The sequence below is a fragment of the Aminobacter sp. Y103A genome (genome assembly GCF_030294925.1).
In the GTDB taxonomy this organism is placed as follows: Bacteria; Pseudomonadota; Alphaproteobacteria; order Rhizobiales; family Rhizobiaceae; genus Aminobacter; species Aminobacter ciceronei.
The window spans coordinates 1,498,797-1,512,085 of record NZ_AP017986.1; the positions used below are offsets into that span (position 1 = coordinate 1,498,797).

Sequence of the window (13,289 nt, forward strand, 5' to 3'; positions counted from 1 at the left end):
TCAGCAGCGGCCGAGCAGCTTTTCGACGACGGGCTGCAGCCGCTCCGGGGTGATTGGTTTGGCGACGACGATGTCGACGGCACTCGACAGCGACAGGCTTTCGGGCGTGCCGGCGCGGTTGGACAAAAGGATCACCGACGGCAGGTTGCTGCCGGACGCCAGCCTCAGCGACAGGATCGACTGCATCAGCCCGTCGCAATCCCGGTTGTCGCTGCCGCCGTCGAGGATGATCGTGCCCGGTGCCAGCACGTGCAGCATCTCAGCTGCCGTATCAGGCGCTTCCGAGACCGTCTTCAGCCCGGAGCGTTCGACGATCTTGGCAACGACGACGCGGTTGATCGGGGAGCGTCCGACGACGAGCACCTTGCTCAGGTCAGCGACACAGCCTTCAAGGGTGCGCGCACTCTCATCCGGACTGCCGCCCGAATCTGGGTCATTCCATTTCATTGGCTTAGCCGACAGCTGAGGGCGTCTGTTCAATCGGGTTGCGTTCGGTCCCTTACGTTCGCGTCAACTGCGGGAAGTGTCAAGTAATACGCTGGAAACGACATTCGACTTTAGTCGCAGGCGATAGAAACTCGACAGGTGGGTCGTAGTCAAATGAGCCGTGGCTAAAAGACAAATCCCGCCCGCAGCAGGGCTGCGGACGGGATCCGTGGGGGCAGAGGGAACGCTTGTCAGCCGTGTGGCTGCTGGGTGACGATGACGGGTATCAGCAGGTCACCCCAGTTTCCGTCGCCGCCATGGTGACGGGCCGAGCGGACCAGTTCCACCGACACGCCGGCCTCGACTGCCTTCATGACCGACTGGTTCAGGCGGTGCAGGTCGTTGGCGACGATGCGGATCACGGCCTGCTGGTCGGCGCTCATGGTGGTCGCCTGTTCTTCGGCTCGTTCCTTGACACGGGTACGCGGTGCCATTGTGGTTCTCCTCGGTGGTTGCCTTTGCCCTTGCGGGCGTTGCCTCGGGCGGTGCCCGGAGGCCTTGTGCCTCCGGGGGAGCTGGAGCCAGGCCTATTCGGCGGCCGGGCGGAACTGTTCGTGTTCGGTCGATTCGTGCATCGCGGTCGTCGACGACTTGCCGCCGGTGATCGCCATCGAGACGGCGTCGAAGTAGCCGGTGCCGACTTCGCGCTGGTGCTTGGTCGCGGTGTAGCCGTTCACTTCGGCTGCGAATTCCGCTTCCTGCAGCTCCGAATAAGCCGCCATCTGGCGATCCTTGTAGCCGCGGGCCAGCTCGAACATGCCGAAGTTGAGCTGGTGGAAACCAGCCAGTGTGATGAACTGGAACTTGTAGCCCATCGCGCCCAGCTCGCGCTGGAACTTGGCGATCGTCGCGTCGTCGAGGTTCTTCTTCCAGTTGAATGACGGCGAGCAGTTGTAGGCCAGCTTCTTGCCCGGATGCGCCTTGTGCACGGCCTCGGCGAACTTCCTCGCCTGCTCGAGGTCCGGCTTGCCGGTTTCCATCCAGATCAGGTCGCAGAACGGAGCGTAGGCGATGGCACGGGCAATGCAGGGCTCGATGCCGTTGCGCACCTGGTAGAAGCCTTCCACGGTCCGGCCGGCGTCGTAGTCGACGAAGGGCTGGTCACGCTCGTCGATGTCGGAGGTCAGCAGCTTGGCGGCTTCGGCGTCGGTGCGGGCGACGATCAGCGTCGAAGTGCCCATCACGTCGGCGGCGAGACGCGCGGCGTTGAGGTTGCGGATGTGCGCCGCAGTCGGGATCAGCACCTTGCCGCCGAGGTGGCCGCACTTCTTTTCCGAAGCCAGCTGGTCCTCGAAGTGGACGCCGGCAGCACCTGCCTCGATGAAGGCCTTCATGATCTCGAAGGCGTTGAGCGGGCCGCCGAAGCCGGCTTCCGCGTCAGCCACGATCGGGGCGAACCAGGTGTCGACCGAAAGACCCTTGCCTTCCGAGGTCTCGATCTGGTCGGCGCGCTGCAGCGTGCGGTTGATGCGCTTGACCAGTTCGGGCGCAGCGTTGGCCGGGTAGAGCGACTGGTCGGGATACATTGCCGAAGCAGTGTTGGCGTCGGCGGCGACCTGCCAGCCCGAGAGGTAAATCGCCTTCAGGCCGGCGCGGACCTGCTGCATCGCCTGGTTGCCGGACATGGCGCCGAGCGCGTTGACGAAGTTCTCCTCGTGGATCAGCTTCCACAAGCGGTTGGCGCCCATTTCGGCCAGGGTCTGCTTGATCTGGACGGAGCCGCGCAGCCGCTTCACGTCCTCCGGCGAGTAGGGGCGCTCGATGCCGTCGAAACGGCCTTCCGGGGCTGAAGGGACGAGGTTGTAAAAATCGGTCATTGTCGACTCCGTCTGGTCACTTAGGTCTGGGGGCGGCCACCGCGTCTTGGGTTTGTTTGCGGCGATTTCTATGTGACTTGTTTGACATTGCGGCGCCGAAGCAGCCAGAAAATTCAACGAAATGCAGCAAATAATAGGGAAAACCTGTGTTGTGTTTGACAGAACGCCGCTGTAAATTTGTAAAGAATGTAAAAGGTCGGGTAGGCTAGTCCCCCTGCTTTCGTTGTAAATTCGGTGTAAAAGCCATGGCCGAGCAGAAAATCTTCGCCGGACCGCGCATCCGGCGCATCCGTAACCAGAAGGGCCTGACCCAGACGGCGATGGCCGAGGGCCTAGGCATCTCGCCGTCCTATCTCAATCTCATCGAGCGCAATCAGCGCCCGCTGACGGTGCAGCTCATCCTCAAGCTGGCCTCGGTCTACAAGGTCGATCCGGATGAGCTGCAGGGTGAGGCGAGGGGCTCGATCGCAGCACTTCGAGAGGTTTTCGCCGACCCGCTTCTGTCGGGCGAATTGCCCGGCGACCAGGAACTGGTCGAGATCGCCGAGGCCGCGCCCAACGCAGCGGCTGCGGTGATCAAGCTGTTCCGCGCCTATCGCGAGCAGGCCGAGCGCCTGTCCGACCTGACCGAGCTGCTGGCGCGCGAGGGGCATACCACGGCCCTGTCGGGTGCCCGGTTGCCGATCGACGAAGTGCACGAGGTGTTCGAGCGCCGACCCAACCACTTCACTTCGCTGGAAGAAGAAGCTGAAGCGTTCACCTCGCTGCTCGATCCCGGCGACGACCTGTTGGGCGCGCTGAAGGGCTGGTTGCGGCGTGAGCATGGCATCGTCGTCAAGGTGCTGCCGGTCGCCACCATGCCCAACTGGCGCCGTCGCTACGACCGCCATTCGCAGCGCTTGTTCCTGTCCGAGCGCCTGTCGCCCTTCGACCAGCTGCGCGAAGTGGCGATGGAGGCGAGCCTGATCCGCATGCAGGTCGCCGTCGCCGCCGAAATCCAGGCGCTGAAACTCTCCTCCGACGAAGCCAAGCGTCTCGCCCGCTTCGAGCTCGGCCGCTACGCCGCCCATGCGCTGATGATGCCTTATCAGGCGTTTCATTCGGCCGCCCAGCGGGCGCGCTACGACGTTGACGTTCTGCGCTCGCGCTTCGGCGTGTCGTTCGAACAGGCGGCGAACCGTCTGACCATGCTGCAGCGCTCAGGCAGTGCTGCGGTTCCGTTCTTCATGCTCGAGGTCGACAACGCCGGCAACCGCTTCCGCAAGGCAGGCGCGCAAGGCTTTCCGCAGAGCCGTTTCGGCGGCGGCTGCCCCAAACTTCCGGTCCATGCCGCCTTCACCCAGCCGGGGCAGATCTTCGTCGAGGCGGTGGAAATGCCCGATGGCGCCGAATTTCTCTGCGTTGCGCGCACCCTCGAGGGGCCGCAGGGCGCCTTCAGCGAACGCCCCCGGCGCACGGCGATCCTGCTCGGCTGCGACATCGCCTTCCGCGACGAGATCGTCTATGGCGCCGCCCTTCCGGCGCTTGCCGTTGGCGCCAAGCCCGGCCTGGTGGCAGCGACACCAGTCGGCCCGGCCTGCCGGCTTTGCGAGCGGTCCGGCTGCCTGTCGCGCGCCGAGCCGCCGATCACCCGGCCGCTCGGTCTCGACGAGATGGTGACTGGCCTCTCAGCCTTCGACTTCCAGTAAGCGCCGGATCAGGCGCTCAGCTTGCCGGCGTTTTCGTCCTCCCATGTGCCCGATTGGGCGAGCGCATGCGCGGTGGAGGAATCCACCGGCCGGCCGTAGAGAAAACCCTGCGCCTCGTCGCAGCGCCGGTCCTTCAGGAAGGCGGCCTGGAAGTCGGTCTCGACGCCCTCGGCGAGGACCGGGATCGACAGCTTGTGGCCGAGCTCGATGACCGTTTCGATGACACTGGTCGCCTGGGCCTGGCGGCCGAGCGCGTTGAGGAAGCTGCGGTCGACCTTGATCTTGTCGAAGGGGAAGGAAAACAGCGTCGACAGCGACGAATAGCCGGTGCCGAAATCGTCCATGGCGACGCGGACACCAAGAGCCTTGATCTTGCGCAGCACAAGCAGCGCCTGGCCCGGATTGTCGATCAGCATGGTCTCGGTGATCTCGATCTCGAGCCGCGTCGGCTCCAGGCCAGTCTCGGTTAGGATCTCGGTCAGCCGCTCGGCGAAGTTGGGACGCATCAGCTGCACCGGCGACACGTTGACCGCAACGCCCATGGGTGTTGGCCACAACGTCGCCTCGCGGCAGGCCTGCATCAGCACCCAGTCGCCGATCTCGACGATGATGCCGGTCTGCTCGGCAACCGGAATGAAGTCGGCAGGCGAGACCTCGCCAAGCTGCGGGCTGGACCAGCGCAGCAGCGCCTCGAAGCCGAGCAGTTGGCGTTTCTTCATCGAGATCTGCGGCTGGAACACGAGACGCAGTGCGTTGTCGGCGATGGCGCTGCGCAGGCCGATGGCGATCTGGCCGCGGCGGCGGCCGTCCTCGTCGGCGTCGGCATCATACCAGCACCAACTGCCGTCCTGCGCCTTCTTGGACCGGTACATGGCAAGGTCGGCGCGTGTCGTCAGTTCGTCGACGCTGTCGCCGTCCTTGGGACAGACCGAAATGCCGATACTGGCGCTGATCGAGAAGCGGCCCTTGCCCAGTTCGTTGGGGCGGGAGAAGGCGTCGCTGATGCGGGCGGCGAACTCCTCCACCTCGTTCTCGCGGGTGAACGGCTTGACTGCGATGAACTCGTCGCCGCCGATCCGGGCAAAAAACTCGCCCTCGATCAGCGCTGCACGCATCCTTGCCGTGGTCTGGACCAGCACTGCGTCGCCGGCGGCATGGCCGTAGACGTCATTGATTTCCTTGAAGCGGTTGAGGTCGACGGCAAGGATCGCCAACGAGGTGCCCGCTGCCTGCTTCAGCCGCATCGGCAGCTCGTCGCGAACCGCGGCGCGGTTGGGCAGGCCGGTCAGCGGATCGTGCATGGCCAGGTGCCGGAAATGCGCGACGGCGTCCTGCTGACCCTGCTCTTCGGCCAGGTGGGTCACCGCGCCGAGCATCACCACAAGTACGGTCACCAGGACGACCAGGATCGCCAGCACGCTGTCGGACATCAGCTGGCTGGGGACTGCGACGCGTGGGTCGGGCGTGATCTGCACCGCGCCCATGGCGGTGAAGTGCATGATGCCGATGCCCAGGATCAGGGCTGCCATGCCGGCATAGTGGCTGGTGCGGGTGGTGCCGCGCGCCACACGGTTGGTGGCAAGCATGCCGAGTGCCGCGCCCGCGGCGACGGAAAAGGCAACGAAGGAGGGATCGTAGCTGATCGTGCCGGCGACGACGAAACCGCGCATTCCGGCGAAATGCATCAGCGCGATGCCGGCACCGATCACGCCGCCACCGGCCTCGATCATCCAGTCACGTTCGCGGCTGGCGGCGATCATGAAGCCAGCCATCGAGGTGGCGATGGCAAAGGCCAACGACAGCACGGTGAAATTGGGCTCGAAGCCGTGCTCGACATTGGGAATGAAGCCAAGCATCGCCAGGAAATGCGTCGTCCAGATCGTCATGCCGCCGGCCAGGCCGGCCATGACGACGAAGGCCGCGTGCTTGGCGCGCCGGACGTTGCGGGCACGGGCGAACAAGCGCATCGACACCACGCAGCCGAGCGCGCAGATGGCCAAGGCAGCGGCAACAAAACGATAGTCGTGGGCGGTGACGAGGCAGTTGAGTACGGTCAGCATGAACGGTTCCTTGCGCGTCGGCCGAAACTCGGGACGTTTTCGGAAAGCGCGACGCGCAGTTCCAGAGTTTGGCCGGCTTTATCCGAGACAAACCTTGCCGATCCGTTTCACCCCATTGGGCCACGGCGCGTGGTTGACTTGGCAGGTAATTGAAGGTCGCGTGCGCCGCACCCATGTGCTGTCCGAAACTGGGCGGTGACCCAGTATTTGGAGACGTTCACATGAGTAATTCTGATGTCCGACCCAAGTCGAGGCGGTGGCCGAAGCGTGTGGCGCTTGCTGTTCTGGCATTGCTGATCGTCGTTGTGCTGCCGCTCGGCGTCATCTTGTATCCGGTATTCATGTCCTATCCGGCCGCGGCTTCATCTGCCGGCAGTTCGCAGGCTGACGAGAACGCGCAGGATTTGGCTCATCTTCGCAACATGCAGCTGGTCGAGCGCAGCTTGACGGCTGAAACCAGTGCCGCATTTGTTAAGGAAGTCGATGAACTGACGGCCCGCGCATCAGAACTCGACCGGCCTGCGCTGGCGATGGGCGCGGCCAAGGCGGTCGCCCTTGCCCATAACGGCCACACCAACGTTCTCGGTCTTGCCGGCGGGCAGGGCTTCAACGCCATCCCGCTGCGGCTGGGCTGGTTTGCCGACGGGCTTTTCGTTGTTCGCGCCACAGTGGAGCATCGCGATCTTCTCGGGACGCAAGTGCTCATGACGAACGGAAGGACCCCGGACGAGCTGGTCGCGGCATTGCGGCCCTATGTCGGCGGCACCGAAACATACGTGCGCGAGCTGTCGCCGAATTTCATGATTTCGCCGGAGCTGCTCCACGCGGCCCAACTGGCCGCCAAAGCGGACGAGAGCGCGTTTCGTTTCCGCAAGGCCGACGGTTCCGAGATCGTGCGCACGCTTGGCGTCGGGCCGGAGAAAGGCGAGCCTTCGACGAGAACCGTCTGGCCGAAGCGCGACCTCAGTCCGGTTGCGCCTGAAAAGGGTGGCGCCGGTTGGGTCCATGTTCTGGACGGCGTCACGCCGCCCTATCTTTCGCGTCCCGATCAGAACGCGTGGCACAGCTATCTCGAAGAAGATGGTATCCTCTACGTCCAGATCAACCGCTTCCGCGATGCGGACGGGGCGCCGATGGCCGACTATCTGGCTGGCGTGCTGGAGGAGGCTGGCAAGCGCGACGTCAGGCATGCCGTCGTCGACCTCAGGTTCAGCCCGGGCGGCAACTACATGCTCGGCACCGACTTCTCGCGCCTGCTGCCGGAGGCCGTGCCCAATGGACGCATCTTCATTCTGACCAGCGGCAACACGTTTTCGGCGGCGATCAGCAGCGCGTCACGGCTGAAATATTATGCCGGCGAGCGTGCTACGCTGGTCGGCGAGGAGATGGGTGACGCCGGCCAGATGTGGGGCGAGGGCGGCACGACGATCATGCCCAATTCCAAAATCGCGTTTCGCTACACCACCGCCTATCACGACTGGGAGAACGGCTGCCGGCTATCGCAGCTGGCCACCTGTTTCCTGCCGAACTATGTCTACGGCACCGCCGCGGGTTCCCTGCGGCCCACGGTCCCCGTCGCCCAGACCTTCGCCAGCTACGTTTCCGGCGACGACGCCGTCCTGTCGGAAGTGCGGAAGCTGGCGAAACAGGCCAAATAAGAAGCCGAGCAGGCTTCCGTTAGCTGCGGTGGCCTGCCCTGTTTGTCCGGTCGGTGCTTGCGCGGAAGGCGGCCGCTGCTGCGGCAAGCATGGCGACGCCGCCGACAACGAGCCCGGTGTAGAGGTAGGTGTCGGCGAAGCCGAAGGCCGCGATCATCGGTTGGCTGGCGAAGGGCGAGATGAAGTGTCCCGCGAAGATGCTGGCGGTCATGCCGCCGGCAACGCGTCCCCGCATTTCGGGTGCCGCCGCCGCCATCGCCGCCGCTGCGATGTTGGGCATCATCATGCCAAGGCCCAGGCCGACAACTATTGCGGCCAGCAGGACCATGACAAGCGCACTGGCAAACCCCAGCAGGACGTAGCCTGTACCCATCAGGCCGAAGGCGAGACTGAACACGCCGACCACGCCGAGTCTGGCGCGCAGGCGCGCATAGGCCAAAGCGGCAACCGCTCCGATCAGGCTGCTGAGCCCGATGGCGAGGCCGGCCAGTGTCGGTGAGCCGATGCCCATGGCGTTGAGATGGAACGGCAGCTGGACCGGCAACAGGTAGAAGGCGACGCTGTTGAGCACCGCCGCGCCGTAGACGGCGAAGACCGCGAGCCATGCCGTGCCGGCAGAGGCTTTGGCGGCAACGGTCGCCGACGCAATGCGGTTGCGGACCGGTTCGTCGATGAACGCAATGACAGCCGGGATCAGCAGCAGCGACAGGCCGTAGACAGCGAAGGGTGCACGCCAGTGCATTTCGGCGAGCATGCCGCCGCCGGTCAGGAAGATCAGCCCGCCAAAGCCGACAAATGCCGAATGATAGCCCATGAAACGATCACGCGCCGGGCCGCTGAAATAGTCCCCGACAAGTGCCGTTGCCGTCGTCATCACGCCGGCAACGGCGACGCCGAGCAGCGCGCGTCCGACCGGAAGCACGGGCAGGCTATCGGCCACCAGCCCCGACATGCCACCGAGACCATAGAGCAGGGCCGCGGCGATCAGCAGCGGCCGGCGACCGAAGCGGTCGGCCAGTCCGCCGGCGAATGGGGCGCAGATGACGATGGACAGCGCCGGCAGTGTCAGCACCAGCCTCGTCAGGATCTCGACGTTGGGACTGCCGACGAAATGGCTTTCGATGGCCGGCAGCGACGGCGAGATGGTCGCGCCCGACATGATCGTCAATGTGCTGATCAAAAGAAGTGTCAAGTTGCGGCCGGCATGCCGGTCGGGCAGAGCCGCCGCTTCCGCGACCCGAACCGGTTGCAGCGCGCTCATGCGGCCACCTCGAGAAAGGGCGTGTTGGCACGTGCCTCGCGCAGGTTGATTGCCCACCATTGCAGGCGGGCGAGCAGCGCCGACATCGCCTTGCGCGCATCGCGCGGGTCCATCAGCGTGCCGTTGCGGTCGAACTTGCTCCAGGCGCTGGCAAAACTCACCGTGTCGCGGATTGCCACGACATGCAGTTCGGCAAACACCAGGCGCAACTGTTCGATCGCCCGCAACCCGCCCGAAATGCCGCCATAGGAGACGAAGGCCAGCGGCTTTGCCTGCCACTGGATGCTGTGGGCGTCGATCAGTGCCTTGAGGTCGGCGGTGTAGCCGTGATTGTACTCCGGCGTCACCACCAGGAAGGCGTCGGCATCGCCAAGGCGGCGGGCGACATCGGCACGGTTTCGGCCGAGGTCGCGCGGGTCGATAAAGTCGATGGCAAACTGCTGGTGGCCCGCAATTTCGGCGGCAACCCAGTTGACCACGGTATCGCAGAAACGGCCCTCACGGGCGCTGCCATAGATGATGGCGAGCTTTATTTTCTGGGGCATTTCAGGGGTGGCTCCATTTCGGTATCGGTGTTGGAGCCGCTTCTGTAAAACCTCAACTAATATTGAGGTCAAGAAGAAAATTGAGCGCCGTCGGATTGTTCTCTTCGACATCGCTGGGGGGATTGTTCGAATGCAGCGCGGTTTGCCACAACCATCGTCATGGGCTGGACCACGCAGTAGCTTGAGCGATGAGGTAGCGAATTGGACCGTTTCAAGTCGTTTTGAGCATATCCAGCCACCCCAACGTCATCGATACTGAGGCCATGACAGACCCGGCAGTTCCGCTATCCGACGCCACTGCGCCGCAGGTTTCGCGGCGCGACGAGCGCTTGGGCATCGCCCTGGTGTTCCTGTCGGCGCTGATGTGGAGCCTGGGGGGCGCCATCGGCCGCTTCATCGAGATCGACGACATCTGGACGGTGGTGTTCTGGCGCTCGTTCTGGGCGGCAGCCTTTCTGCTGGCATTCATGGTTTGGCGTGACGGCTTTCGCGGAACGCTGCAATTGTTCCGCGGCATGGGGCTGCCCGGTCTGCTGGTGGCAATCTGCTTTGCCACCGCCTCGACATCTTTCGTCATCGCCCTTGCCTACACCACCGTCGCCAATGTCCTTTTGATGCAGGCTGGCGTGCCGTTGCTTGCGGCGCTGTTTGCCTGGGTGCTGTTTCGCGAGCGGGTGGCGCTGGCGACATGGGCGGCGATCCTGGCGGTGATCGTCGGCGTGGCGATCATGGTTTCGGAGTCGCTCACCGGCAAGGTTTCGCCGATTGGTGACGGCCTCGCCTTGCTGATAGCAGTGGTGTTTTCGATCGCTACCGTCATCACCCGCCGCTTCTCCCATGTGCGCATGACGCCGGCCACCTGCCTCGGCACCATGATCGCGGCGGCTTTTGCCGCCTCGCAAGCCTCGGCCTTTGCCGTCTCGCCGCGCGAGATGGGTTTTCTGTTTGCCTTCGGCGTCGTCAATCTCGGTCTGGGCCTCGCCTTCTTCGCCACCGGGGCGCGGTTGATCCCGGCGGCCGTCGCCGCGCTGATCGGCACCTTCGAGCCGATGCTCGGGCCGATCTGGGTCTGGCTCGTCCATTCCGAAGTGCCGTCGCTCCGTACCATCTCAGGCGGTGCGGTCATTTTCGTCGCCTTGCTCGTGCATCTCGGGCTCGAGTTCAGGCGCCAGGCGCAACCGCAAAGACCCGGTGTCACCGGCATGCCGATGCCCGATTGATCAATTGGTCGTTTACCATTGACAATACTACCGTCGGGCGGGCAGGCTGAGCGTCGAGGGTAACAACAACACAGGCGTATCTTGCCAGGTTCCACTGCCGGGGCTTCGGTGTCCGCAGATGTAAATCGCCGTAACGTTTGCGCCGGGTCGCGAGCCGGCGGGAGCGCGCTACCTTCATCACTCGATTTTTGTACAGGATCAGGATGCGCCGGGACGGGTGCGTCCGCAACGGGAGACTGCCATGAACCGTAGAGCGCTTTGGCTGACCGCCGCGTCAGCCCTTATCGCCGTTTTCACGATGCCCGCCAACGCCCAGGAGCGCGTCGTCAACGTCTACAACTGGTCTGACTACATCGATTCGACGATCATCGAGGACTTCACCAAGGAGACCGGCATCAAGGTCGTCTATGACGTCTACGATTCGAACGAGATCCTCGAGACCAAGCTGCTTGCCGGCGGCAGCGGCTACGATGTCGTCGTGCCGACTGCCAGCCCCTTCCTGGCGCGCCAGATCCAGGCCGGCGTCTACCAGAAGCTCGACAAGTCCAAGCTGCCCAACCTGACGAATGTCTGGGATGTGGTGAGTTCGCGCACCGCCGCCTACGACCCGGGAAACGAGTATTCGGTCAACTACATGTGGGGCACGGTCGGCATCGGCTACAATCAGAAGAAGGTCAAGGAAGCGCTCGGCATCGACAAGATCGACAGCTGGGACGTGGTCTTCAAGCCGGAACAGCTGGCGAAGCTCGCCGAATGCGGCGTCTATGTGCTGGATTCCCCGACCGACATCCTGCCGACGACGCTGAACTATCTTGGCCTCAAGCCGCAGTCGACCGAACTGGGCGACCTGTCCAAGGCGGAAGAGACCTTGCTCGCGGTCCGTCCGTCGATCCGCAAGTTCCATTCCTCGGAATACATCAACGCGCTTGCCAATGGCGACATCTGCCTGGCCGTCGGCTGGTCGGGTGACGTCTTCCAGGCGCGCGATCGTGCCGCAGAAGCCGACCAGGGCGTCGTCATCGACTACGTCATCCCCAAGGAGGGCGCCGAGATGTGGTTCGACCAGATGGCGATCCCGGCCGATGCCCAGCATGTCGCCGAGGCGCATGAGTTCATCAACTACATGCTGAAGCCGGAAGTCGCGGCGAAGGCCTCGAACTACATCTTCTACGCCAACGGCAACAAGGCGTCGCAGCAGTTCATCGACAAGGAGATCTCCAGCGATCCGGCGATCTATCCCGATGAAGCGACGCTCGCCAAGCTCTTCACCGTGCCGCCCTACGATCCCAAGACCCAGCGCGTGGTGACCCGCAGCTGGACCAAGATCGTCACCGGACAATAACCAAGGCATGCGGCCCGGCGCCATCGGCGCCGGGCTTCGCATCAGGGGCAGGTGGGAGAGGGAAATGAAATCGCTCGGCAATATCCGCAGGGACTTTGCGCCCTGGAACAAGCCAGACGCCAAGCCCTACATTCAGTTCAAGGACGTCACCAAGCGGTTCGGTGACTTCACCGCCGTCAACAATCTGTCGCTGTCGATCTATGAGCGTGAGTTCTTCGCGCTGCTCGGCGCCTCGGGCTGCGGAAAGTCGACGCTGTTGCGCATGCTCGCCGGCTTCGAGGAGCCGACCTCCGGCCAGATCCTGCTCGACGGTCAGGACCTCAGGGGCATCCCGCCCTATCGTCGGCCGGTCAACATGATGTTCCAGTCCTATGCACTGTTCCCGCATATGTCGGTCGAGCAGAACATTGCCTTCGGCCTCAAGCAGGACGGCATGCCCAAGGCCGACATCGACACCCGCGTCGCCGAAATGCTCAAGCTGGTCAAGCTCAGCCAGTTTGCCAAGCGCAAGCCGCACCAGCTTTCAGGCGGCCAGCGCCAGCGCGTCGCGCTGGCCCGGGCGGTGGCCAAGCGGCCCAAGGTTCTGCTGCTGGACGAGCCCCTCGGTGCGCTCGACAAGAAGCTGCGCGAGGAAACCCAGTTCGAGCTGATGGACCTGCAGCAGACGCTTGGCCTGACATTTGTCGTCGTCACCCACGATCAGGAAGAGGCCATGACCATGGCCGACCGCATCGCCATCCTCGACAAGGGCGAGGTGATGCAGGTGGCGACGCCCGCCGAGGTCTATGAAGCACCGGGCTCGCGTTTCGTCGCCGACTTCGTCGGCAACATCAATATGTTCGAAGGCAAGGTCGCCGACCGCGACGGCGCCGGCGCGACAATCACCAGCGCCAATGGCGTCACCATCCGCACGGCCAATGCCGGCGACGCCGCCGCAGGCAGCGAAGTCGCCTTCGCCATCCGGCCGGAAAAGATCAAGGTTTCGTCGAAGAAGCCGGAAGGCGGCGACAATGTCATGGAGGGCGAGATCTACGACATCGCCTATCTCGGCGACATGACCATCTTCCACGTCCAGATCGGCAACGGCCAGGTGGTCAAGGCGAGCTCGCTCAATGCGACGCGCGCCACCGAGGACCCGCTGAGCTGGGACGACAAGGCCTGGATCTCCTTCCGCAACGACGCCGGCGTCGTTCTGACGCGATAGGTGGGGTG

General features: G+C 64.0%; 11 protein-coding genes. 5 read left to right on the forward strand and 6 right to left on the reverse strand.

Annotation, left to right across the window (positions count from 1 at the left end; all coding sequences use genetic code 11):
• The 3 genes from Amn_RS07225 to aceA all read right to left on the reverse strand — a co-directional run bounded on the left by Amn_RS07225 (position 1) and on the right by aceA (position 2,303).
• A complete protein-coding gene (locus Amn_RS07225) occupies positions 1–447 on the reverse strand; it encodes an ANTAR domain-containing protein (RefSeq protein WP_286295833.1) in 447 nt (148 codons plus the stop codon).
• Positions 448–677: 230 nt separating this feature from the next.
• Positions 678–920, reverse strand: coding sequence for an SMc00767 family acetate metabolism repressor (locus Amn_RS07230; RefSeq protein ID WP_067965227.1), 243 nt, complete (start codon positions 918–920; stop codon positions 678–680).
• Between the two features lie 93 nt (positions 921–1,013).
• Positions 1,014–2,303: an isocitrate lyase gene (aceA, locus tag Amn_RS07235; RefSeq protein ID WP_067965225.1), complete on the reverse strand. Its 1,290-nt coding sequence runs from the start codon at positions 2,301–2,303 to the stop codon at positions 1,014–1,016.
• Positions 2,304–2,548: 245 nt separating this feature from the next.
• On the opposite strand from aceA, the gene Amn_RS07240 reads away from it, so the two are divergent.
• Positions 2,549–3,991, forward strand: coding sequence for a helix-turn-helix domain-containing protein (locus Amn_RS07240; RefSeq protein ID WP_154385328.1), 1,443 nt, complete (start codon positions 2,549–2,551; stop codon positions 3,989–3,991).
• An 8-nt stretch (positions 3,992–3,999) separates the two neighbouring features.
• On the opposite strand, the gene Amn_RS07245 is transcribed toward Amn_RS07240, so the two are convergent.
• Positions 4,000–6,051, reverse strand: coding sequence for a putative bifunctional diguanylate cyclase/phosphodiesterase (locus Amn_RS07245; protein ID WP_286295839.1), 2,052 nt, complete (start codon positions 6,049–6,051; stop codon positions 4,000–4,002).
• A 221-nt stretch (positions 6,052–6,272) separates the two neighbouring features.
• Here Amn_RS07245 and Amn_RS07250 point away from each other — a divergent pair, with 221 nt between their 5' ends.
• On the forward strand, positions 6,273–7,709 hold the full coding sequence (locus Amn_RS07250) for a S41 family peptidase (RefSeq protein ID WP_286295843.1): 1,437 nt from the start codon (positions 6,273–6,275) through the stop codon (positions 7,707–7,709).
• Between the two features lie 19 nt (positions 7,710–7,728).
• Here Amn_RS07250 and Amn_RS07255 read toward each other — a convergent pair whose 3' ends face one another.
• Together Amn_RS07255 and Amn_RS07260 are read right to left on the reverse strand one after the other, a co-directional pair.
• The gene (locus Amn_RS07255; protein WP_286295845.1) at positions 7,729–8,970 is read right to left on the reverse strand and encodes an MFS transporter; all 1,242 of its coding nucleotides are present in this window, start codon (positions 8,968–8,970) and stop codon (positions 7,729–7,731) included.
• Complete coding sequence (locus Amn_RS07260; RefSeq protein ID WP_182574782.1) at positions 8,967–9,515, reverse strand: NADPH-dependent FMN reductase; 549 nt, start codon at positions 9,513–9,515, stop codon at positions 8,967–8,969. The genes Amn_RS07255 and Amn_RS07260 overlap by 4 nt, the downstream gene beginning before the upstream one ends.
• Before the next feature lie 263 nt (positions 9,516–9,778).
• On the opposite strand from Amn_RS07260, the gene Amn_RS07265 reads away from it, so the two are divergent.
• The 3 genes from Amn_RS07265 (at position 9,779) to Amn_RS07275 (ending at position 13,281) form a co-directional block, all read left to right on the forward strand.
• Positions 9,779–10,735: a DMT family transporter gene (locus Amn_RS07265; protein ID WP_067967053.1), complete on the forward strand. Its 957-nt coding sequence runs from the start codon at positions 9,779–9,781 to the stop codon at positions 10,733–10,735.
• A 241-nt stretch (positions 10,736–10,976) separates the two neighbouring features.
• Positions 10,977–12,077, forward strand: a complete 1,101-nt coding sequence (locus tag Amn_RS07270) for a polyamine ABC transporter substrate-binding protein (RefSeq protein WP_067965212.1) — start codon at positions 10,977–10,979, stop codon at positions 12,075–12,077.
• 64 nt (positions 12,078–12,141) lie between these two features.
• Entirely contained in the window at positions 12,142–13,281 is a 1,140-nt protein-coding gene (locus tag Amn_RS07275) for an ABC transporter ATP-binding protein (RefSeq protein WP_067965211.1), read from the forward strand.
• The last annotated feature ends 8 nt before the right edge of the window (positions 13,282–13,289 follow it).

Coding starts and splice junctions, on each gene's coding strand:
- Amn_RS07225 (WP_286295833.1), bottom strand. CDS start 447: ATGAAATGGAATGACCCAGATTCGGGCGGCAGTCCGGATGAGAGTGCG.
- Amn_RS07230 (WP_067965227.1), bottom strand. CDS start 920: ATGGCACCGCGTACCCGTGTCAAGGAACGAGCCGAAGAACAGGCGACC.
- aceA (WP_067965225.1), bottom strand. CDS start 2,303: ATGACCGATTTTTACAACCTCGTCCCTTCAGCCCCGGAAGGCCGTTTC.
- Amn_RS07240 (WP_154385328.1), top strand. CDS start 2,549: ATGGCCGAGCAGAAAATCTTCGCCGGACCGCGCATCCGGCGCATCCGT.
- Amn_RS07245 (WP_286295839.1), bottom strand. CDS start 6,051: ATGCTGACCGTACTCAACTGCCTCGTCACCGCCCACGACTATCGTTTT.
- Amn_RS07250 (WP_286295843.1), top strand. CDS start 6,273: ATGAGTAATTCTGATGTCCGACCCAAGTCGAGGCGGTGGCCGAAGCGT.
- Amn_RS07255 (WP_286295845.1), bottom strand. CDS start 8,970: ATGAGCGCGCTGCAACCGGTTCGGGTCGCGGAAGCGGCGGCTCTGCCC.
- Amn_RS07260 (WP_182574782.1), bottom strand. CDS start 9,515: ATGCCCCAGAAAATAAAGCTCGCCATCATCTATGGCAGCGCCCGTGAG.
- Amn_RS07265 (WP_067967053.1), top strand. CDS start 9,779: ATGACAGACCCGGCAGTTCCGCTATCCGACGCCACTGCGCCGCAGGTT.
- Amn_RS07270 (WP_067965212.1), top strand. CDS start 10,977: ATGAACCGTAGAGCGCTTTGGCTGACCGCCGCGTCAGCCCTTATCGCC.
- Amn_RS07275 (WP_067965211.1), top strand. CDS start 12,142: ATGAAATCGCTCGGCAATATCCGCAGGGACTTTGCGCCCTGGAACAAG.